Origin of the sequence: Arenibacter sp. F26102 (assembly GCF_023015865.1) — a bacterium.
Lineage (GTDB): Bacteria > Bacteroidota > Bacteroidia > Flavobacteriales > Flavobacteriaceae > Arenibacter.
Map to the genome: position 1 here is coordinate 45,873 of NZ_JALKBC010000005.1, position 21,784 is coordinate 67,656.

Annotated in this window: 19 protein-coding genes; 9 read left to right on the forward strand and 10 right to left on the reverse strand. The window is 38.1% G+C overall.

Translation table 11 applies throughout. The annotated features are described in order from the left end of the window. Nucleotides 1-83 precede the first annotated feature (83 nt). The 3 genes from trpB to MWU78_RS08015 form a co-directional block, all read right to left on the reverse strand. Nucleotides 84-1,295, reverse strand: coding sequence for a tryptophan synthase subunit beta (gene trpB, locus MWU78_RS08005; RefSeq protein ID WP_246996746.1), 1,212 nt, complete (start codon nucleotides 1,293-1,295; stop codon nucleotides 84-86). A gap of 246 nt (nucleotides 1,296-1,541) precedes the next feature. Next, entirely contained in the window at nucleotides 1,542-2,000 is a 459-nt protein-coding gene (locus MWU78_RS08010; protein ID WP_246996748.1) for a thioredoxin family protein, read from the reverse strand. Between the two features lie 44 nt (nucleotides 2,001-2,044). Beyond that, the gene (locus MWU78_RS08015) at nucleotides 2,045-2,371 is read right to left on the reverse strand and encodes a YbaB/EbfC family nucleoid-associated protein (RefSeq protein ID WP_246996749.1); all 327 of its coding nucleotides are present in this window, start codon (nucleotides 2,369-2,371) and stop codon (nucleotides 2,045-2,047) included. A 192-nt stretch (nucleotides 2,372-2,563) separates the two neighbouring features. On the opposite strand from MWU78_RS08015, the gene MWU78_RS08020 reads away from it, so the two are divergent. From MWU78_RS08020 to MWU78_RS08030, 3 genes are all read left to right on the forward strand, one after another. After that, entirely contained in the window at nucleotides 2,564-4,624 is a 2,061-nt protein-coding gene (locus MWU78_RS08020) for a S9 family peptidase (RefSeq protein ID WP_246996751.1), read from the forward strand. A gap of 81 nt (nucleotides 4,625-4,705) precedes the next feature. Beyond that, nucleotides 4,706-5,746 carry a cysteine synthase family protein gene (locus tag MWU78_RS08025; RefSeq protein WP_246996753.1) on the forward strand — a complete coding sequence of 347 codons (1,041 nt, stop codon included), beginning with the start codon at nucleotides 4,706-4,708 and terminating at the stop codon, nucleotides 5,744-5,746. Between the two features lie 124 nt (nucleotides 5,747-5,870). After that, nucleotides 5,871-7,130 (forward strand): aminotransferase class I/II-fold pyridoxal phosphate-dependent enzyme, encoded by a 1,260-nt coding sequence (locus tag MWU78_RS08030; RefSeq protein ID WP_246996755.1) that lies wholly within the window; start codon nucleotides 5,871-5,873, stop codon nucleotides 7,128-7,130. Nucleotides 7,131-7,331: 201 nt separating this feature from the next. On the opposite strand, the gene MWU78_RS08035 is transcribed toward MWU78_RS08030, so the two are convergent. The 7 genes from MWU78_RS08035 to MWU78_RS08065 form a co-directional block, all read right to left on the reverse strand. Then, nucleotides 7,332-8,288, reverse strand: a complete 957-nt coding sequence (locus MWU78_RS08035; protein WP_246996757.1) for a sterol desaturase family protein — start codon at nucleotides 8,286-8,288, stop codon at nucleotides 7,332-7,334. A 133-nt stretch (nucleotides 8,289-8,421) separates the two neighbouring features. Continuing rightward, the gene (locus tag MWU78_RS08040) at nucleotides 8,422-11,097 is read right to left on the reverse strand and encodes a DNA gyrase/topoisomerase IV subunit A (RefSeq protein ID WP_246996759.1); all 2,676 of its coding nucleotides are present in this window, start codon (nucleotides 11,095-11,097) and stop codon (nucleotides 8,422-8,424) included. A gap of 45 nt (nucleotides 11,098-11,142) precedes the next feature. Next, nucleotides 11,143-13,005, reverse strand: coding sequence for a DNA topoisomerase IV subunit B (locus MWU78_RS08045; protein ID WP_246996761.1), 1,863 nt, complete (start codon nucleotides 13,003-13,005; stop codon nucleotides 11,143-11,145). Nucleotides 13,006-13,526: 521 nt separating this feature from the next. After that, entirely contained in the window at nucleotides 13,527-14,039 is a 513-nt protein-coding gene (locus tag MWU78_RS08050) for a hypothetical protein (protein WP_246996763.1), read from the reverse strand. Nucleotides 14,040-14,147: 108 nt separating this feature from the next. Beyond that, the gene (locus MWU78_RS08055; protein WP_246996765.1) at nucleotides 14,148-14,879 is read right to left on the reverse strand and encodes a Crp/Fnr family transcriptional regulator; all 732 of its coding nucleotides are present in this window, start codon (nucleotides 14,877-14,879) and stop codon (nucleotides 14,148-14,150) included. A 199-nt stretch (nucleotides 14,880-15,078) separates the two neighbouring features. Then, nucleotides 15,079-15,630 carry a GNAT family protein gene (locus MWU78_RS08060; RefSeq protein ID WP_246996767.1) on the reverse strand — a complete coding sequence of 184 codons (552 nt, stop codon included), beginning with the start codon at nucleotides 15,628-15,630 and terminating at the stop codon, nucleotides 15,079-15,081. Further along, on the reverse strand, nucleotides 15,627-16,274 hold the full coding sequence (locus MWU78_RS08065) for an esterase (RefSeq protein ID WP_246996769.1): 648 nt from the start codon (nucleotides 16,272-16,274) through the stop codon (nucleotides 15,627-15,629). Before MWU78_RS08065 ends, MWU78_RS08060 begins: the two co-directional genes overlap by 4 nt. A 71-nt stretch (nucleotides 16,275-16,345) precedes the next feature. Here MWU78_RS08065 and MWU78_RS08070 point away from each other — a divergent pair, with 71 nt between their 5' ends. From MWU78_RS08070 to MWU78_RS08095, 6 genes are all read left to right on the forward strand, one after another. Continuing rightward, nucleotides 16,346-16,768, forward strand: a complete 423-nt coding sequence (locus tag MWU78_RS08070) for a PaaI family thioesterase (RefSeq protein ID WP_246996772.1) — start codon at nucleotides 16,346-16,348, stop codon at nucleotides 16,766-16,768. Between the two features lies 1 nt (nucleotide 16,769). Further along, nucleotides 16,770-17,879 carry a chorismate-binding protein gene (locus tag MWU78_RS08075; protein ID WP_246996773.1) on the forward strand — a complete coding sequence of 370 codons (1,110 nt, stop codon included), beginning with the start codon at nucleotides 16,770-16,772 and terminating at the stop codon, nucleotides 17,877-17,879. 56 nt (nucleotides 17,880-17,935) lie between these two features. Continuing rightward, complete coding sequence (menD, locus tag MWU78_RS08080) at nucleotides 17,936-19,690, forward strand: 2-succinyl-5-enolpyruvyl-6-hydroxy-3-cyclohexene-1-carboxylic-acid synthase (RefSeq protein ID WP_246996776.1); 1,755 nt, start codon at nucleotides 17,936-17,938, stop codon at nucleotides 19,688-19,690. A 37-nt stretch (nucleotides 19,691-19,727) separates the two neighbouring features. Next, nucleotides 19,728-20,072, forward strand: coding sequence for a DUF2853 family protein (locus MWU78_RS08085; RefSeq protein ID WP_246996779.1), 345 nt, complete (start codon nucleotides 19,728-19,730; stop codon nucleotides 20,070-20,072). Nucleotides 20,073-20,160: 88 nt separating this feature from the next. Next, nucleotides 20,161-20,991, forward strand: a complete 831-nt coding sequence (locus tag MWU78_RS08090; protein ID WP_246996781.1) for a S1-like domain-containing RNA-binding protein — start codon at nucleotides 20,161-20,163, stop codon at nucleotides 20,989-20,991. Between the two features lie 181 nt (nucleotides 20,992-21,172). Beyond that, entirely contained in the window at nucleotides 21,173-21,784 is a 612-nt protein-coding gene (locus MWU78_RS08095; RefSeq protein WP_246996783.1) for an SPOR domain-containing protein, read from the forward strand.

Below are 21,784 nucleotides of genomic sequence, written 5' to 3' on the forward strand. Positions count from 1 at the left end.
GTTTGTATAGAAGTAATATAAAAGGAGTCCAAAAGCTATGGGTTATAGCTTTTGGACTCCCTTTCTTTTGTTTTTTTTTGAAATTATTTTTCAACATCGGGCAGACCGAAGGTATCTACAACATAATCAATATCCTTATCGCCCCTACCACTTAGGTTGACCAAAATGGAGGACTGCGGATTTTGTTGCGCCAATTTTATGGCGTAGGCAACGGCGTGTGCGCTTTCCAATGCAGGGATAATGCCTTCCAATCGACTTAATTCGTAAAATGCATCTATAGTTTCCTGGTCGGAAACTACTTCATAGTTTACTTTTTTAAGGTCTTTCAGCATACTGTGTTCAGGACCCACCCCAGGGTAATCCAAACCGCTGGCTACGGAATGTACGGCTCCCGGTTCGCCCTTCTCATCTTTTAACATATAACATTTAAATCCATGTATTACTCCTGGTGTGCCCAGGGTCATAGTGGCGGCATGTTCGCCGTATTCCATGGACCGTCCGCCAGGTTCCACTCCGTACAAGGTGCATTCGGGTTCATCGAGAAAAGAGGAGAATATTCCCATGGCATTACTACCACCTCCAACACAGGCTACCACCTTGTCCGGTAATTCTCCGGTCATTTCAAAAAATTGTTCCTTGGCTTCAATACCCACTACACGCTGAAAATCGCGGACCATCATGGGAAATGGATGTGGGCCTACCACAGAGCCTATACAATAAATTGTTGTAATGGGGTCTTTTAAATAGGCTTCAAAAGCCGAATCTACAGCCTCTTTCAAGGTTTTTAGGCCATGGGAAACCGGCACTACTTTTGCGCCAAGGATTTTCATCCTAACCACATTGGGATGTTCTTTGGCAATATCCACTTCTCCCATATGGATTTCGCATTCCAGTCCAAAATAGGCCGCTGCGGTTGCTAGGGCAACACCGTGCTGTCCGGCTCCAGTTTCTGCAATTAGTTTCTTTTTGCCCAAGTGTTTCGCCAAAAGGGCCTCTCCCATACAATGGTTTAGTTTATGGGCTCCGGTATGATTAAGATCTTCTCGTTTAAGATATATTCTCCCTCCGTATTTTTCAGACAGCCTATTGCAGTAATAAACTGGCGTTGGGCGACCTTGATAGTGTTTGCGAATGCTACGCAGTTCCGAAATAAAATTATGGGATTTGCTAATGGAATAATAAGCGTCTGTAATTTTTTTCATTTCTGCTTCAAGAACAGGAGGTATAAAGGCACCACCGTACTCTTTAAAAAAACCATTTTTATCTGGATAGGTTTTAAAATAATTTTCCGACATAATTAATGTGAAGTTAGTAAGGTATATATAAGTTGGAAGGCAAAAAACAAATGCCTTTACAATTATAATGAATTCTATAATAAATATCAGTTTTTCCCAAAGGGTATAATGAGCTTGGGCCAGCTTTTTTTTTATCCTGTAGTAGGCTTTCAAAAAATAAGGCCGGCAAAATAAAAAAGGGATTTAATTTTTGTAAAAATACGGTCTGAATTAATAATAAATAAAAAGAACTGGTCGGGGCCTAAATCACATTTTTCTGTTACTTCTAAGAAAATCCATGTACTTTTCCACATCCCCTTTAGTGCCATATCCCGAAAGTGTGGCCACTTCTTTTTCTTCGGTACTTACCAAACTTATAAGTGGAAAAATGCCCTTTTTGTTCCATAGTGATAACAATTCCTTGTTCTGTTTCATTTCATCAGGAGTAAGGCGTTCTTTTTTTCGGGGCAGATCTATATAAAGGAGTACATAATCCTTGGCCACTTCCTTAAATTGCTCGGTCTCGAACAGATCTTTCTTTAAAGCTTTACATGGAGAGCACCAATCACTTCCAGTAAAATACATTAGGATGTTGGAATTGTTTCTCTTGGCCATTATTTGAGCACTGTTATAATCGGTTAACCAGTCGGTTTCTTGGGTATCAACACTATTGTTTTGTGCATGAACAAGAAATGGAAACAAGAGTAATATGAAAAAATTCTTCATTAATAACAGTTTTGATTATATGGCTGTGCTAAACTTACTGAAATTTATTTCAAAAACGAATCCATTCCCGGAATATTGGGCATACCCTCCTTGGCAACAGCTGCCAATTCGTTTTCATTTATAGTAGTGGCTTTTTCAATAGCTTTGTTCAGGGTAAGGATCAGATAATCCTCCAATTGTTCCTTGTCACTTAAAAGACTATCATCTATGGTAATTGATTTAATGGTCCTATTGGCGGTAATACTTACTTTTAGCAAATCGTCCGGTGATTGCTCATCCAGTATTACTGTGTTCAATCTTTCTTTAGTGGCTTTTACTTTTTCCTGGGTTTCTTTCAATTTCCCCAACATGCCCATCATATCTCCAAACATAATTATAAATTTAAAAAGTTCTACCCCCAAAATTACTAAAATGCTTGGGATATATAAAAATAATACGTGATCCTAATAAATATAGTTGTTTTTAGAGGCATGTAATTTAATTATGGATAAAGCTCATATTTAATCAGGTAGGTGGTATTTAAATATTATTTTTGCGCTTTCTTATTAAAAACATCTATAGTCATGCAGTGGGAATTGAAAGCGCCAAGTGCAAAAAAAATTGAGAAGCAATTAATAAAGCACGATGATGTTAGGATAGACAATTATTATTGGTTGAACGAAAGGGAAAATCCAGAGGTAATTGCTTTTTTGGAACAGGAAAATGCCTACTACGAGGCATTGACGGCACATACCAAGGATTTAAAGGACAGTTTGTTCCAAGAGATGAAATCCAGGATCAAGGAAGATGATTCTTCCGTACCCTACAAGTATAATGGGTATTGGTATGCTACGCGCTATGAAGTGGGAAAGGAATATCCAATTTTTGCGCGAAGGTTTGAAAAGGAGGATGCTGCGGAGGAAATAATGTTCAATTGCAATATTTTGGCAGAAGGGTTCGACTATTTCAACTTGGGTGGTCTGTCTATTAGTCCTAACAACGAACTTGCGGCATTTGGAGTGGATACGGTTTCACGAAGGCAATATATACTGCGGATAAAGAATTTACGTACTCAGGAAGTATATCAGGATACAATTGAGAATACAACAGGAAGTGCCGTTTGGGCAAATGACAACAAGACTTTGTTCTATACCAAGAAAGATCCTAAGACCTTAAGGTCCAATAATATCTATAAGCACGTTCTAGGGACATCTCCGGAGGAGGATGAATTGGTTTTTCATGAGGAGGATGAAACCTTTACCACCTTTGTTTATAAAACTAAATCCAAGGAATTTATTGTTATCGGTTCTTCAAGTACACTGACATCTGAATTTCAAATACTGAGGGCGGATGATCCCAATGGAAAATTTCATGTTTTTTCAAAAAGGGTAAGGGGTCAGGAGTATTCATTATCCCATTACGAAGACAACTTTTATATTCTGACCAATATGGAAGGGGCAACCAATTTTAAATTGATGACAACCCCTGAAGATAAAACAGAATCAGATAACTGGGTAGACTTTATTCCACATAGGGAGGAAGTGTTGCTTGAGGATATTGAGATGTTTAATGATTATTATGTCCTGTCCGAGCGTCAAAATGGCTTAAATCAGTTGAAAATTGTGCGATGGGATACTGGAGAAAGCTATTATTTGCCCTTTGACAATGAAACCTATACCGCCTACGTGGGCACCAATCCGGATTTTGATACGGAAATTCTCAGGTATGGATATAACTCCATGACCACCCCTAGTTCTATCATTGATTTTAATATGAGGACCAAGGAAAAGGTTATAAAAAAGGAGCAAGAGGTATTGGGTGGAAAGTTTAATAAGGAGAACTATATTTCCGAAAGGATCTGGGCAACTGCCCAAGATGGAAAAAAGGTTCCGATCTCTTTGGTTTATCACAAAAACACCAAGTTGGACGGTTCCAGTCCATTGTTGCAATACGCCTACGGTTCTTATGGTCACACCATAGATCCGTACTTTTCAACTGTACGCTTAAGTCTGTTGGACCGAGGTTTTATATATGCCATAGCCCATGTCAGGGGAGGGGAATATCTGGGACGCACTTGGTATGAGGAAGGGAGATTGTTAAATAAAAAAAATACATTTACCGATTTTATAGATTGTTCCAAATTCCTAATTGAAAGGAATTATACCAGCCCGAAACACTTGTACGCCTCCGGGGGATCCGCAGGGGGACTTTTAATGGGGGCTATAGTCAATCTTTGTCCAGAAATATATAATGGAGTAATTGCTGCCGTTCCCTTTGTTGATGTGCTGACCACCATGTTGGACGATACCATTCCCCTGACCACAGGAGAGTATGACGAATGGGGCAATCCTAACGAAAAGGAATATTACGATTATATAAAATCCTATTCGCCCTATGACAATGTATCACGACAAATACAGCCCAATATTCTGGTTATAACAGGATTGCATGACTCCCAAGTGCAATACTTTGAACCGGCAAAATGGGTTGCCAAGCTTAGGGAGTATAAAACAGACAATAATTTGTTGCTATTCAATATTAATATGGATGCAGGCCATGGCGGTGCTTCAGGGCGTTTTGAGTCCTTAAAAGAGGTGGCCAAGGAATATGCATTTTTGTTAGATTTGGAGCATAAAATTCGTTAATTCAAAAAAAAGACTAATTTTGTCCTATCAATATTGGCATAAATCAATAATGTCGATATGTTCTAAACCTAGAAATTGTTTATGGAACAAAAGATAAACGCTTGTAACAACCTCCTAGAACTTGTAGGAAACACCCCATTAATCAAACTCAATAAAATAGCTGCCAACCTTGAAGGTAATTTTTACGCCAAGGTAGAAGGCTTTAATCCAGGACATTCTTCCAAAGATCGCATAGCCCTTTATATAATTGAAGAGGCGGAGCGCAGGGGATTGTTAAAAAAGGGGAGTACCATTATAGAAACAACTTCGGGGAATACGGGTTTTAGCATTGCCATGATCAGTATCATTAAAGGTTACGATTGCATACTGGCAGTAAGTTCAAAATCTTCCAAAGATAAAATAGACATGTTACGGTCTATGGGGGCAAAAGTCTATGTTTGTCCTGCGCACGTAAGTGCCGATGATCCAAGGTCCTATTATGAAGTGGCCAAAAGATTGCACGAGGAAACTGAGGGATCCATATATATCAATCAATATTTTAATGATTTAAATTCTGAAGCCCATTACAAAAGTACTGGACCGGAAATTTGGCAACAGACCAATGGGCATATTACCCATTTGGTTGCCTGTAGTGGTACAGGAGGTACTATTTCGGGTACGGCCAAGTACTTGAAGGAGCAAAATCCGAATATTCGTGTAATAGGAGTGGATGCTTTCGGTTCCGTTCTTAAAAAGTACCATGAGACCGGAGAATTTGATACTAAGGAGATTTATCCATACAGAATTGAAGGCTTGGGTAAAAATCTGATACCTACGGCAACCAACTTTGAGGTGATAGATGAATTTATTAAGGTTACCGATGAAGAAAGCGCTCATACGGCAAGGGAAATATCCAGAACCGAGGGACTTTTTGTTGGTTATACTAGCGGTGCGGTAATGCAAGCTGTGAGGCAATTGGAAGAAATGGGAGAGTTTAATGAAAATAGCAATGTGGTAGTTATTTTTCCCGATCACGGTTCCAGGTATATGAGTAAGATATACAGTGACCAATGGATGGCCGACCAAGGTTTCTTTGATAGTAAGAATGTTGAAGAGCCACAAAAAATAGAATTCTTAAAGTAAGGAGTATGTAAAACTTATGATATTAAGAGCAGCGGTTCATAAGTCGTTGCTTTTTAGGTATTAAATAAGTTGCATATGCATATTAAAAATATATACTTTTGCAGTAATAATCAATGTAGGCTAGATGAGAGATTTATTTGACAGAATTATCGAAAATAAAGGTCCTTTAGGAAAATGGGCTTCCCAAGCAGAGGGGTATTTTGTATTTCCAAAATTAGAGGGTCCTATATCCAATAGGATGAAGTTTCAAGGAAAGGAAGTAATCACCTGGAGTATTAACGATTACTTGGGATTGGCCAATTTGCCAGAAGTAAAAAAGGTAGATGGCGAAGCGGCATTGGAGTACGGTGCGGCTTTTCCTATGGGAGCAAGAATGATGAGTGGTCATACGGATTTCCACGAACAATTGGAGCAGGAATTGGCTGAATTTGTTAATAAAGAGTCTGCTTATTTATTGAACTTTGGCTACCAAGGAATGGTTTCTGCCATTGATGCTTTGGTCTCCAAGGATGATATTATTGTATACGATGTTGATGCACATGCCTGTATTATAGATGGGGTACGTTTGCATATGGGTAAGCGTTTTACCTTTAAGCACAACGACATTGAAAGTCTTGAGAAAAACTTGGATCGCGCCGTTAAAATGGCCGATCAGACTGGAGGAGGTATATTGGTTATATCCGAAGGTGTTTTTGGTATGCGTGGAGAACAGGGTAAGCTTAAGGAAATAGTAGCCCTTAAAAAGAAATATAATTTCAGATTGTTTGTAGATGACGCACATGGTTTTGGAACTTTGGGTAAAACTGGGGCCGGGGCAGGTGAGGAGCAAGGAGTGCAAGATGATATAGATGTTTATTTTGCAACTTTTGCAAAATCCATGGCAGGTATAGGTGCGTTTTTGGCAGCGGATAAGGAGATTATAGACTATCTTAAATATAACTTGCGTTCTCAAATGTTTGCAAAATCATTGCCAATGATTTATGTAAAAGGAGCTTTAAAGAGGTTGGATATGTTACGTACCCAACCAGAGCTTAAAGCCAAACTTTGGGAAAACGTTGACGCGTTGCAAAATGGACTTAAAGAAAGAGGATTCGATATAGGAACCACAACTAGTTGTGTTACTCCGGTTTATCTTAATGGAAGTATTCCGGAAGCCATGGCATTGGTAAAAGATTTGAGGGAGAATTTTGGAATATTCTGTTCTATTGTGGTATATCCTGTAATCCCTAAAGGTTTAATTCTATTAAGAATGATTCCCACGGCTACCCATACCCTACAAGACGTTTCCGAAACCTTGGAGGCTTTCTCCGTAATTCGTGAGCGTTTGCAGAATGGCACCTACAAAAGATTGTCTGCCGCAGTAGCAGCAGCTATGGGAGAATAAAACTTTTTCAACAATAATGAAAAAAGCCAACTTATTAATTTAAGTTGGCTTTTGTTATATATAAAATAAGGTAGAAGAGGCTTAGGAGTCTTTTGAGGCTGTTTTACAATAATATTGTACTCTTGGTTAAATAACCAAAAGAAAAGGATTTAAAGCCTTATAGGCGGTTGTGGTAAAAGGGCTTGTAAACAGTTCCTGTCCTTAATTGGGCCTGCTAAACGCTATCTCGGGATTGGAATTCTTTTGCTCCTTAAACAATCGCTGTTGTTGTTTTACCGTTAGTGTGCTGCCATCCGGACTCCATCCAGGAGGGCCGAAAATATACATTAGGGCGTGTGAAAGTTTTTTCGACTTCTTTACATCTTGGTAGATGTCCTTGAATTCATGTGTTAGGATAACTACTGGATTGTGTGAATTTGGTGCGTGAATTACACCGTATTTAACATCAACATCGTCATCCAACTCTTTCCAAGTCCCAAAAATTTTATCGAAAATATTCAAAAAACCACCGTGATTCTTGTCCAAATATTCCACATTTTGCGCGTGGTGTACTTGATGCATGGTGTGTGTGTTGAATATTTTTTCTATGAATCCCATTTTAGGGACATAAACAGAATGTAGTTGAAATTGCCATAAAGCTTCGATTCCCAAGCACACTACGACCATTTCCGGGGGAAAACCAATTGCTGGCATCCACATGTAGAAGAGAGGCTTATATAATATGGTAAACCATCCATTGCGCACAGCTGTGCCCAGGTTAAAGTTATCCGAGGAATGATGCACAATATGGGCAGCCCATAGGATTCGGACCTCATGATTGGCCCTGTGAAACCAATAGTAGGTGAAATCGTCTGCTAGCTGACATAGTAGCCAAATGTACCAGGCATATCCGAAAGATGTATATCCAAGAATGTTGGTTCTAATCCCGTCTGTAACCGGATTGAATAATTCATAGGTGAATTCGAATATTACAATCGCAGATACAACCTTGATCAGTGGAGCAATAATGGCAGACCCAACGCCCATAAAACCACTGGCTGCCAAATCTTTCCAATCATATAGTTGATCATCTCCATGGGTCTTACTATAGGTAAGTTCTAATAAAATGAAAGCAATAAAACAGGGCACACCATATACCAGGGGGTTGGTAAAATCCATATAAAAATCAGTTTTCGCAAATATAATGTATTATTGTACGAATGCTGAAGTAATTATGCCAATTAACCTTTAATTAGCTAAAAAAAAAGGATAATCAAAGTGTTGGTAAATGGTTTGATTATCCCACAACGTCTTAAAATAGTGTTGTTTGTGTTTCGTCATCGTCTTGGGCCGAATTTTTTGGCTTTTTGGGTTCTTCTTCCGTAGTCTTGGGCGTATCGGATTTAGGTTTGTTGGCCGATGTTACATTTTCTTCATCCACCACCTCTATTTCGCTGGTTTCACTCTCCTTTGGCTCCTCGTAAGGCAGGGGGTCCAAGGCGTTTATATTTTTAACCTTATCCGAAGTCAACTGATTGCCCAAAGCTTTTATTCCTTTTACCGATATAAATTCTTCCAAGTCAACTATTTGATTTGGTTTTGCCTCCTTACCTCTTGGTTTTGTGAATTCAATCTCCACAACCGGTCTCCAGTCCGTGGAAACGAGCTCTAAGAACGATTTTGAATGTTCTGAAATAAACAGTTCCTCTTTGTTTTCGTTCTCGATCAAAAAACGCTTTACATAATAACGGTCCTTTTCCCCTTCATAGTAAATTGCCGATAAGGGTTTGCTGGGATTCCATTTTTCCAAAACCACCATATCTTCTTCAAAACGTGTAGAAAGGTTGGGGATGAATGTTTTGGCCACTCCTTTTTGAGTGACCACCAACAGCATGTCATCGCCCTTAAATTCTCCTAGTAATTCTCCCCTGCCATCCACATTCAATCTACGGACAATTTCATCGAACCATATTTTTCTCGGTTTCAGGGTGGAAACTCCTTTTTCTTTTAATTCAATTCGCTTCACGGAGTATTTGGTAACAATATTGCCTTTCGAGGCCCTGCCTTTGATCAATACGTCTGCGAAATCAATATCCCACTTTAATTTCTTGATACTTCCTACCTGCCGTAATAAAACGGTAATAACTTCGGCCTCTCCGTTGGGATTGGCAGAAAAATATAACACTTCGGACTGTGGCTTGCCGGCCGTTAGGTCGTAAGGTTTGTCCCGGGTGACCCCGGTAACACTAAACCTCTTAATGTAGCTGGGGCCGCCCTTACCATCCTTATAAATCATATTGTAGATGGTTCGTTTGTCCTTTTTCTTAAAGACTGCTACATGAATAATGTTTTTGCCTACAAATATCTTTGAATCAACTTTGGCAATCATCATCTTGCCATCCTGTGTGAATACAATGATATCATCTATGTCGCTACAATCGGTTACATACTCATCCCGTTTCAAGGAGGTTCCAACGAATCCTTCCTCGCGATTTACATATAATTTAGTATTTCTAATAACTACCTTGGTTGCTTCGATATCGTCAAAAATTCGGATTTCAGATTTACGCTCCCGACCCTTGCCGTATTTCTCCTTTAGCGATTTGAAGTAGTTGATGGCAAACTCGATAAGGTTGGCCAAATGATGTTTTACTTCGGCAATCTTTTCCTCTAAACTGTCCAAATACTGTTGGGCCTTGTCCAGGTCGAACTTAGAGATTCTTTTGATCCTTATTTCCGTAAGCCTAACAATATCGTCTTCGGTAACTTTTCTTTTTAAGTGTTTGGTGTATGGTGCCAGCCCCTTGTCTATAGCTGCAATAACACCTTCCCAAGTCTCTTCTTCTTCAATGTCCCTATAGATTCTATTTTCGATGAAAATACGCTCAAGGGAAGCAAAATGCCATTGTTCTTCCAGTTCTCCAAGTTGTATTTCCAATTCCGCCTTAAGCAATTCCACAGTATAATCCGTAGAGCGCTGCAGCATTTCCGTAACCCCTATAAATAGCGGTTTATTGTCCTCGATAATACAGCCTAAAGGGGATATGGAGGATTCACAGGAGGTAAAGGCGTAAAGGGCATCTATGGTCTTGTCTGGAGAAAGGCCCGATGGCAAATGCACTAAAATTTCGACCTCCGCTGCCGTGTTATCCTCAATTTTTTTGATTTTTATTTTTCCCTTGTCATTTGCTTTAAGGATAGAATCTATTAAAGAAGATGTATTGGTGCCGTACGGTATCTCTTTGATTACCAAGGTGTTTTTATCAAATTGCTGTATCTTGGCACGTACTCTTATTTTTCCGCCCCTTAAGCCATCGTTGTAATTGCTTACATCTATTATGCCCGAAGTAGGAAAGTCGGGATAGATCGTGAATCGCTGCCCTTTCAGGTGTTTTATGGAGGCATCTATAAGCTCAATAAAATTATGAGGAAGCACTTTGGTGGATAGTCCCACTGCAATACCCTCCGCACCCTGTGCCAGCAGGAGAGGAAATTTCACAGGAAGATTTACAGGTTCCTTTTTTCTACCGTCATAAGATTGCTGCCATTCGGTAATTTTTGGACTAAAGACCACTTCCAAGGCAAACTTGGTCAACCTGGCCTCAATGTAACGGGAGGCTGCCGCACTATCCCCGGTTAATATGTTTCCCCAGTTACCTTGAGTGTCAATTAAAAGGTCTTTTTGCCCAATTTGAACCATTGCATCCGCAATACTGGCATCACCATGTGGGTGGTATTGCATGGTGTGGCCCACAACATTGGCTACCTTGTTGTATCTACCATCGTCCAATTCTTTTAGGGCATGCATAATCCTTCGCTGAACAGGTTTAAATCCGTCCTCGATTGCGGGTACAGCACGTTCTAAAATTACATAGGAAGCATAATCTAAAAACCAGTCTTTATACATGCCCGTTACTTTCGTAAGGGCGTCATTGGATTCTTCTTGATTTTCTTGTGGTACTTCGTTCAGTTCTTCATTCTCTTCCATAAAGAAAGATTCGGATTAGTTTGGCCCGCCTGCCGGCAGGCGGGTTTATAATTGGTTTTCTTCAACTAGGTCAACTTCTACCTTGAGGTTCTTGATAATAAATTCTTGCCGGTCAGGGGTGTTTTTTCCCATATAAAACTCCAGCATGGTTTCTATAGGCATTGATTTGTCCAACATCACTGGCTCCAATCTTATGTCTTCACCAATAAAATGCTGAAATTCATCGGGAGATATTTCGCCCAATCCTTTAAATCTTGTCAATTCGGGCTTTCCTGATAACTTTTCAATGGCCTGTAGTTTTTCTTCATGACTGTAGCAGTAATAGGTGTCCTTTTTATTACGCACCCTAAACAACGGTGTCTGTAGTATATATAAGTGATTTTCTTTAATAAGTTCCGGGAAAAATTGCAGAAAGAAGGTAATCAGCAGCAGTCTAATGTGCATTCCGTCAACATCGGCATCAGTGGCTATCACTATTTTGTTATACCTTAAATCCTCCATGGATTCCTCAATGTTCAAGGCGGCCTGGAGCAGGTTGAACTCCTCGTTTTCGTAGACAATTTTTTTGGACATACCGTAAGAGTTCAAGGGCTTCCCCCTTAAACTAAATACGGCTTGTGTGTTTACGTCGCGCGATTTAGTGATAGATCCGGAAGCTGAATCTCCCTCAGTTATAAATAAGGTGCTTTCCAGGCAGCGGTCATTTTTTGAATCTGCCAAATGAACTCTACAATCCCTTAGTTTTTTATTGTGTAGATTGGCTTTTTTAGCCCTGTCCTTGGCTAGTTTTCGAATACCGGACAGTTCTTTTCGCTCCCGCTCCGCCTGCATTATTTTGCGCTGAAGCTTTTCTGCAGTGTCAGGATTCTTATGAAGATAGTTATTGAGTTGGGTGCCAACAAAATCGTTGATATAGGTTCGTACCGTTGGTAAATCGCCACCCATGTCCGTAGAGCCCAATTTGGTTTTGGTCTGACTCTCAAAAACGGGTTCCATTACCTTAATGGCTATAGCGGAAATAATGGACTTTCTTATATCGGATGGGTCATAGTTCTTACCGTAAAAATCCCTTATCGTCTTTACTATGGCCTCTCTAAACGCTGTTTGATGCGTTCCACCTTGTGTAGTATTCTGTCCGTTTACGAATGAATGGTATTCCTCGCTGTATTGCGTTTTACTATGCGTAATGGCAATTTCAATATCGTTGCCCTTAAGGTGGATTATGGGGTAAGTCATATCCTCCAAACTGTTGTTGTCCTCCAATAAATCTTTAAGTCCATTTTCAGAGAAAAATTTCTCGCCATTGAAGATAATCGTTAATCCAGGATTGAGGTATACATAGTTTTTGAGCATGCGTTCCACATACTCGTTCCTGTACTTGTATTTCTTAAAGATAATTTCGTCCGGGGTAAAGGATACCTTGGTTCCTTTTCGCTTTGATGAGTCTTCAGGGCCCAATTCTGCAACAAGGTTTCCCTGTTGGAATTCAGCTGTTTTTAACATATTATCCCTTGACGACTCAACTTTAAAAAAGCTGGATAAGGCGTTTACAGCTTTTGTACCCACCCCATTAAGACCTACCGATTTTTTAAAGGCTCTTGAATCGTATTTACCTCCTGTGTTCATTTTGGATACAACGTCCACAACCTTTCCCAAAGGTATGCCACGGCCATAATCCCGTACATTGACCACATTATCTTTGATAGCGATTTCTATGGTCTTGCCCGCCCCCATCACAAATTCATCTATACAGTTGTCTATAACCTCTTTTAGGAGGATATAAATGCCATCATCTGCGGAGGATCCATCACCCAATTTACCAATGTACATCCCCGGACGCATCCGGATATGTTCTTTCCAGTCTAATGAGCGAATGTTGTCTTCTGTATATTGGGTATTATCTGACATGATCTAGGGCTTTTTCCAAAGTGTTGCTAATATAGCAAGTGTTATAAAAAGATGAAACCCCTATGCATTAAAGTAATTAACAAAGGAAACTATTGATTTGTTGATAGTATTACGATTTTAATTAAAATAAATACTCTTGCCCTTGACCATTTAACCAAATTTTTTAATGTGAAGTTGGTTGTAACTACACCTTGGAGTTATTGTTTATAAAGAATAACATTGATTTGATCCTGGATTTAGGCCATCGGAAATAGTAGTTAGGTTATATTTCCTCTATTTATCAAGAACATATTCCTGATAATGTGGTGGTGGCCTTTCTTGAATTTAAGTAAATACCTGGGTAACATCCCATAAATTTAATGATAAAAGGAAAGTAACCCAAGTATTAAGCAATAATTTAGGAAAAAACTGTAAGTTGGATTGTTGTCAAAATGCATATGCCGATCGGAATTATAACACGAAGGTGTTCACAAATTGCTGTGTAAAGCAATTTATGAACACCTCAATTAACGTGGGCGAAGTTATAAAAACTTGCCGTCTGCATTTACTTTTAAGTTCTTTTTTACATTGCCCTTTCTGAGCTTTAGTTGATAAATTTTAGTAGCCCCTTTGCCTTGATAATAGGAAACCTTATAGAGGTCTTTGTCAAATGTCCAATTTGGGTATTTCAAATAGATGCTATTTCGAACGGTTTGTGGGGGCGTTATATTCTTAAACTTTTCCCAAGTGGATAAAACATTTCCGTCTTTATCATATGTGGCAAATATTTCACCATTTTTTATAGTGAAAAGTACTTGGTAGGTAGTAATATCCTTATCGTATATTGGGTCTTTTTTGATGTCATAGGTTGCAGCTTCCGTCTGTAAATTTTGCACATAAGCTGGTGTTGATTCGCTTATTACCAAATTCCGATATGTGTGATTTAAACTTGCTGATATTGTTGCTCCTTCCAATGATACCGTTCTCATATGTTGGGAATGGCCTTCCACACAAATAAGAGAGAAAGCAATGAGTACAATTATTGAATTTTTCATGATTGATAGTTTTAAGATTAGACAAATAAAGTTACCATGGTTTGGTAGCATTATGTACTACCTAGGTAGCAAGTGGAGGGATTTAACAAAAGTTTAGGATCTTATATGTTATGTGGGTTTTTTCGAATGATTGGCCGTAGGCAATGTTTGGGCTTTTTCAATCAAAAGTGCTGAATTGACTATGTTTATGTTATGATGTCCAATCTGTAGTATTCCTTCCCGCTTAAATTCTTGAATGTGACGATTAAGTACAGCCCTTGTGGTTCCTATTAATCCTGCTAGGGTGGTATTGGAAAGTCCATTGATCAATTCAATTTTATTGGTATCCTTGTTTAAGTGGTCTATTAACAATTTTGCTAGGCGAGTGGAAGTGTCCAAAGAACAAAGGTCGAACACTTTGTCTTTTAATTTTTCCGTTTTGTCTGCCAGATAATTCAATATAGGTTGAATAATTTTTGGATTTTCCTTTATCCATAGGCGCATCTGATCCATGGGAACACAAATTAATTCAGAATAGGACAGAGCTTCATAGAATAGTCTGCTGGCATGACCATTTAAAAGGGTACTAACATTGAAAAAATCATTTTTTGTCAATATGGCATGGATGAGCTCCCGATTAAGGCTATCATCATAATTATACTCCTTTATTTTACCTGAAATTAAAATGTAAAACTTAAACAAGGTATGTTCAGGGTCCAAGACACATGTTTTTTTTGGCCATAATTGATTGCTAGCAATTTCAAGGAGTTTTTTTAAAGATTCATTTTGAAGATCCGTGAAAAGGCTATTTTCCCTTAAAGTTTCGTAATAATATTCATATTTCGTTAATCCGTTATGCATAAAACTAGATTTGAACTGATATGAATTGGCTAGGAGGGAATTGGCTAATTGGTCAAAATATATAAAAGTATATGTAGTAAATTAGCTACTATATCTTTTCTGAAGGTATTAAAAGCAGGATAAAATACCTTTAATTTTTTCTTAATTGTGATGTGGTCAAAAAGTTAAATATGGCTTATTTCCTAAATAAAAAATCTGCTTATCCGTTCCATTCCTCCTTTAATATCCCATAGCAACAGGTATTTCTTTTGAATCCATCCAACAGGTAAACATTTTTCCTTAAAATGCCTTCTAATTTTGCGCCTAATTTTTCAACTGCCTTACGTGAGCGTACATTGCGTTCGTCAATTTTAAATTCGACCTTTTCGAAAAGCATTTCATGAAATACATAATGGAGCATTAGTAATTTTACCTGCCCATTTAGGCCGGTACCATGAAATTCCCGACCTACCCATGTGGAGCCTATTTCAAGAACTTTGTTTTTGTAGTCGATATTCATGAATTGGGTACTCCCGGCGTAAATAGAGCATTTTTTATCATAGATAATAAAAGGCATGGCAGAAAAATTACGTTCCTTTTCCATGGCTTGTTCAACGTACTTTTTTAAAGCTTCGGCAGAACCTATGTCAGAAGGGGAATATTGCACAAGTTTTTCTTGACTGGCAATGGGTAACAGCAAATGATAATTTCTTAATGTTAAGGGGGCTAGTTTAACAAAATCGTTTTCCAGAATAGGGGTAGTGGTTCTCATCCGGCCAAATTATTTAGAACTTCCTTTTTAATTTCATGTCCCCCCTCAAATTTAACCAACTGAGCCCTTCCACCAAACAGGGTGTCAGCTTTTTCTAGCTCCTTTTTTAATCGAGCAGCAGTGATAAATTCGTCCTTATTGCCGATTACCAATTTTATCTTGGCATTTATGGATTCTGGAAAAATAAAATCTTCGGGAGTAAGCTCTTCAGGAATTCCCCCGGCATATAATATCAATTGGTCAAACTTTATTTTACTTTTGGCAACCCAGCGCGTTGCGATGGATACCCCTTGGGAAAATCCCAGAATAATGAGTTGGCAATGGTCTGGAATTTTTTCCAAAGCATACAGATTATCCATATAACTTAGAATGTTTTTCGTTTCCAAAATTCTATTCTCTTTGGTAAGCCAACTGGCGCCAACATGTTTATATTCTTTGTTCAAATAATATTTTGCAGGTGCCTGAGGAGCTATAATGTAGTTGTCCTCTTTGGGCAATCCCTTAAAATAAGTAAGAAAGTATCTGCTTAAAAATCCAATGCCATGAAAAACTATCCAAACATTCTTGGTGTTTTTGTTTAGCTTGTTCAGGGTGCTATAAGTATTGGAGGTCGTATATGAAATTTGCTTTTCTTTGGGTTCCATAAGTTTTGGATAAGGGATAATGTAACACAATAGTTGAATTTCTAATGCTTAATTTTACAAAAAATTAATTCATGAACGAATACAAAGAAAAAATACTCAGAATTTGTAACGAGTCCAGCAAAGGAACTTTGATGGAAACCTTGGAGATCGAGTATATTGATGTGGGTGAAAATTTTTTATTGGCCAAAATGCCCGTTACCCCCAAAGTCCATCAACCGGACGGTATATTACATGGGGGCGCAACAGTGGCATTGGCGGAAAGTGTAGCAAGTGCCGGTTGTTTTATTTTTCTGGATACCAAGGAATTTTTCGTTCGGGGATTGGAAATTTCAGCCAATCATGTCAAGAGTATTCGTGAAGGTGATGTTTTTGCAAAGGCCGTAATTTTGCATAAAGGGCGTACCACACAAATTTGGGATATTAAGGTAACGGATGCGGAAGGAAATCTAATTTCAATTTGTAAATTAACTACGGTGTCATTACCTAGAAAATAGTATGTCTTTAAGTTTTTTGGATCAAATTAGTGAACAGTTCCATAATGGTCTTCCTTTTGTCGCTTATAGGAAACCCAATGAGGTTGAGGTAAAGGTGATTATTCAAAAGGACCAAGAATTGCATTATGTGAACGATTATACCGAAAGTGGTTTTGTTTTTGCCCCGTTCAATTCACATAACCCTGCGGTTTTAATCAAGAACGATGAGACTTTTGTGGAAGCCTTTGAGTCGGATACAGGGTACCCCGACAGTCTTATAAACTCCCCACTTGATCAGGACTCCGATAAAGTTTTTTATCTCAAATTAATTAATAAGGCGATTGATAAAATTGAATCTGGCACAATTAACAAAGTAGTTCTTTCCAGAAGTATTGATTTGGAAATATCCAAGTCACCTTTTGCTTTGTTCAAGGAACTGTTGCAGCAATCTACAACAGCATTTTGCTATATCTGGTTTCATCCTAAAATTGGTCTTTGGCTAGGGGCCACCCCTGAAATATTTCTGGAAACGCGGAACGATCAATTTAAGACTATGTCCTTGGCTGGCACACAATTATACAGCGGAGAGGAGGTTCCCAATTGGGAAGATAAGGAGCTGATGGAGCAAGAAATGGTAACCGAGTTCATCCGTGAATCCTTGGAGGATAAGGTTTCTTCCTTGATGGTATCCAAAGCAATATCTACCAGGGCAGGAAATCTTTGGCATATAAAGACATCTGTATCGGGCAAGATGAAAACATCAGGTCTTAAAGAAATTATAAATGTATTGCATCCAACACCAGCTGTTTGCGGGGTGCCAAAAATGGTGGCCAAGGAGTTTATCTTAAACAACGAGAATCATGACCGACAGTATTATACCGGATTTTTGGGCGAATTAAATTTTAAGGAAGACGTTAGTAGGCCATCATCTAGGAAAAATCAGGAAAATAGGGCTTATAGGACCATAAAGAACAAAACCTCATTATACGTGAATTTAAGATGTATGCAAGTTATTGGAAATGTGGTAAAGGTGTATGTGGGGGGTGGCATAACCAAAGGATCGGTCCCTGAAAAGGAATGGCAGGAGACAGAGGATAAAAGCAGTACCATGTTGAATATTGTTTTAAAGTAAACTTAAAAGAGAAATTCAGTTGGTTTTAGAATTGGCTGCGTTGTATTTTTGTAGTAATGAAATATTCCAGTATTCCCTCCGCAAGGTCAGTTGTCTATCATTGCAAAGCAAGGGGCATAAGAAATATAATTATTTCTCCAGGGTCGAGAAATGCGCCCTTGACCCTAAGCTTTTCGGAAGATCCTTTTTTTAAGTGCTTCAGTATTGTGGACGAGCGTTGTGCCGCATTTTTTGCCTTGGGTATAGCTCAACAGCTCGGGGAACCTACTGTGATTTTGTGCACCTCCGGTAGCGCATTATTAAATTATTATCCTGCAGTTGCAGAAGCTTTCTATAGTGATATTCCCATAATTGTTATTTCTGCCGATAGGCCCACCTATAAAGTGGATATAGGGGATGGACAAACCATTAGGCAGGAGAATGTTTTTCAAAACCACATTGGTTATTCTGCAAATCTTAAGCAGGATGTATGTCATGCAACCGATAGAATAAGGAAATACGATCCCGATCAATTAACACATATTGGTTTAGATCAATCCCAGAATCTGGTACAAAAGTATAATGATGCAGAACTTGACAAGGCTCTGTCTATGGCCTTTTCAAATGCAACACCGGTACATATAAACATACCTTTTGAAGAGCCTTTATATGGAACTGTTGACTCCTCCGGTCCTATACCGGAAGTTAATTTTACTCAAGTCCAGGAAAAAGGTGGTGGAGAGGAAGGGCAAGATTACCTTGAAACTTGGCAAAACGCCTCCCGAAAAATGATTCTGGTTGGTGTAAATCCGCCAAATATTGTAGAACAGCGGTATTTGGAAATTCTGGCGAATGACCCGTCGGTTATTGTATTGACAGAAAGTACATCCAATCTATTTCATCCCCACTTTTTTCCCAATATTGACAGTATCATAGCTCCTATAGAGAAATCAGGGAACAAGGATGAATTGTTTAAAAAGTTACAACCTGAAATTGTTCTAACTTTTGGAGGACTAATTGTCTCAAAAAAAATAAAAGCTTTTTTAAGGGAGTATTCTCCTTTACAGCACTGGCATGTTGATGTTAAAAAGGCGAACGACACATTTTTTTGTCTAACCAAGCATTTTAAAACCTATCCCAATGATTTTTTCAAATATCTTTTGGATGGTAGTTCTTCCATGCAAAGTGGTTATTATGCATACTGGGCCGGTAAAAAGGTTCAATATAAGTTAAGAAGAAAAGAGTACCTGGAGCAAATAGCATTTTCGGATATGTGGGTCTTCCATAATGTGCTGGACAGCGTTCCCAAAAATTATCAATTACAATTGTCCAATAGTTCTACGGTTAGGTATGCACAACTGTTCGATCTGGATCCCTCTATCAGTGTTTTTTGTAATCGAGGCACTAGTGGTATAGATGGAAGTACTTCAACTGCTTTAGGGGCTTCCATTTATGATAGTAATCCCACCTTGTTGGTGACCGGCGACTTAAGTTTTCTATATGATAGCAATGCTTTGTGGAATAATTATATAAAACCGAATTTTAGGATAATAGTCATCAATAATAACGGAGGAGGCATTTTTAGAATCTTACCGGGAAAAGAGGATAGCAATAATTTTAATACCTTCTTCGAGACAACGCATAATATTGATATTAGGTCCCTTGCTGAAATGTATAAGTTTGGTTTTGAATCTGTTTCAAATAAATTGGACTTAAAAAATGCCTTTGTTGATTTTTATAAGGAGTCCGAAAAACCAAAAATATTGGAAATTAAAACCCCTAGATTATTAAATGACAAAATTTTGCTTAGTTATTTTGATTTTATATCTTAGAAGGAAATAAATCTAATCATTAAGAATATTCAAAACTATGAGCAAAAGAGACGAATTAATCGAAAAATATGCAGAAGACATTAAGGATAAATTTGGAGAAACACCAAATATGGATTTATTGACCAAGGTCACTATTGGATTGGGACCATCTATTTATAATATGGATGCTTCAAAAGTTTCCGGTTCGGATGACAAGGAATTGCAAACGGTTAAAAATAACTTTTTAATTAAAAAACTTGGCTTGAATGATAGCCCCCAATTAATGGATGCTATAAAGAGCGTAACGGATAAATACGGTAGTTCCGTTAAAAGTAAACACAGAGCTGTTGTTTATTATATGTTGGCAAAACACTTCAAAAAAGAATCTGTTTATAAGAAATAGAATCTATATATAATTATATCTACAGGCCGTCCTTTTAAAAAGAGCGGCTTTTTTTTTAAAAGATTCTTTTTAAGCGTATTTTTGCGCTATGATAGCACTTGGGAAATATAATAATTTGGAAATATTAAGGGATACTACTGTAGGTCTCTTTTTGGGTGATGATGAAGATAATGATGTATTGCTGCCCAATAAATATGTGCCGGAAGAATTTGAGATTGGTGACCATATAGATGTTTTTTGCTATTTGGATCATGAAGAGCGAATTGTGGCCACCACATTAATACCATTTGTCACCGTTGATCAGTTTCAATTACTTCAGGTGGCCGAAGTGAATGAATACGGAGCATTTATGGATTGGGGTTTGGAAAAGCACTTACTGGTTCCTTTTCGTGAACAGCGCAATAAAATGCAAGAAGGTCAATGGTATGTTGTATACTGTTATCTAGACGAAAAAACGGATAGGTTGGTAGCCTCCAATAAACTGGATAGGTTTTTATCCAATGATGACCTAACGGTGAGTGAATTGGACCAGGTAGATTTAGTGGTTACCAGACTCACCGATCTGGGGTGGGAGGTAATTATAAACCATAAGCACAAAGGTTTGGTCTACGCCAATGAAGTTTTTAAAAAAGTAGCCATAGGGGATAAACTAAAAGGATACATCAAGAATATTAGACCGGATAATAAGATAGATGTTAGCTTGCAGCCTATTGGGTATGAAAGTTTGGAGCCGGCGGCAAATCTAATTTATGAAAAACTTGTTTCCAATGGCGGGGTCTTAAATTTACACGACAAATCTGATCCTGAGGATATTAAGAGAGTGTTGCAGATGAGCAAGAAGACATTTAAAAAGGGTATAGGCGCGTTGTACAAAGAGCGCAAAATAGAAATTAAGCCCGATAGCATTCGCTTAATATAAAATGACTTGGTTTAATTAAAGGACCTTAAATAAATGGAGTTCAATATTTTAAGGATTTTTAGCTTTAATTATTTGTCGTTTTGCAACAAAAACTATTACTTTTACAACAAGCAAGTTTAAAAAGCTAATTAGTCGATTTATTTTTATTACTTTTAGAACTCACCCCTAAACAATTAAGACTATGCCATTCATAGAGGAAAGTGATTTATTGGAATTGCATAAGGACATAGACAAGGCCCAAATTATTAATGAGCGTCTACTGGATCAAATAAAATATAAGAACAAGGAATTAAAGCGAAGTAAGATTCAGCGCAATTTATTTGGCAGTGTTACCGTACTTTTTTTAATTGGAACCTTGGCCGTTTTCTCCTATAATGCTGGATTTATAAGGTCGTCCAATTTTGAAAATAGAAATAATCTCAGAAATAATCTCTTGGTATCTATAGATAGCTTGGATGTTATTAAAGCGAGGATTGATAATCTTAAGGAGCAGAATGAAGAACTTAGCCTAGTAAAGGAGTTTTATCTGGCAAAGAAGTTTTTGGATAAAGAAAAAATTTATTCTGTACAGGTTAAATCCTTTGTAGACAACAATATAACCCTTGCTTCGGAGTCCTTAAGCAATACGATTTTTGCAAAAACCAATCCCTTCTATTCTTATTCCTTAGGTAATTTTGAAACTCTGGAAGAAGCTAGATCCTTCAGGTTTCAATTGGTTAAAATGGGCTTTGAGGATGCTTTCGTTGCTTCCTACAAAGAAGGAAAGCGTATAGAAATAGAAGACCCATATTAA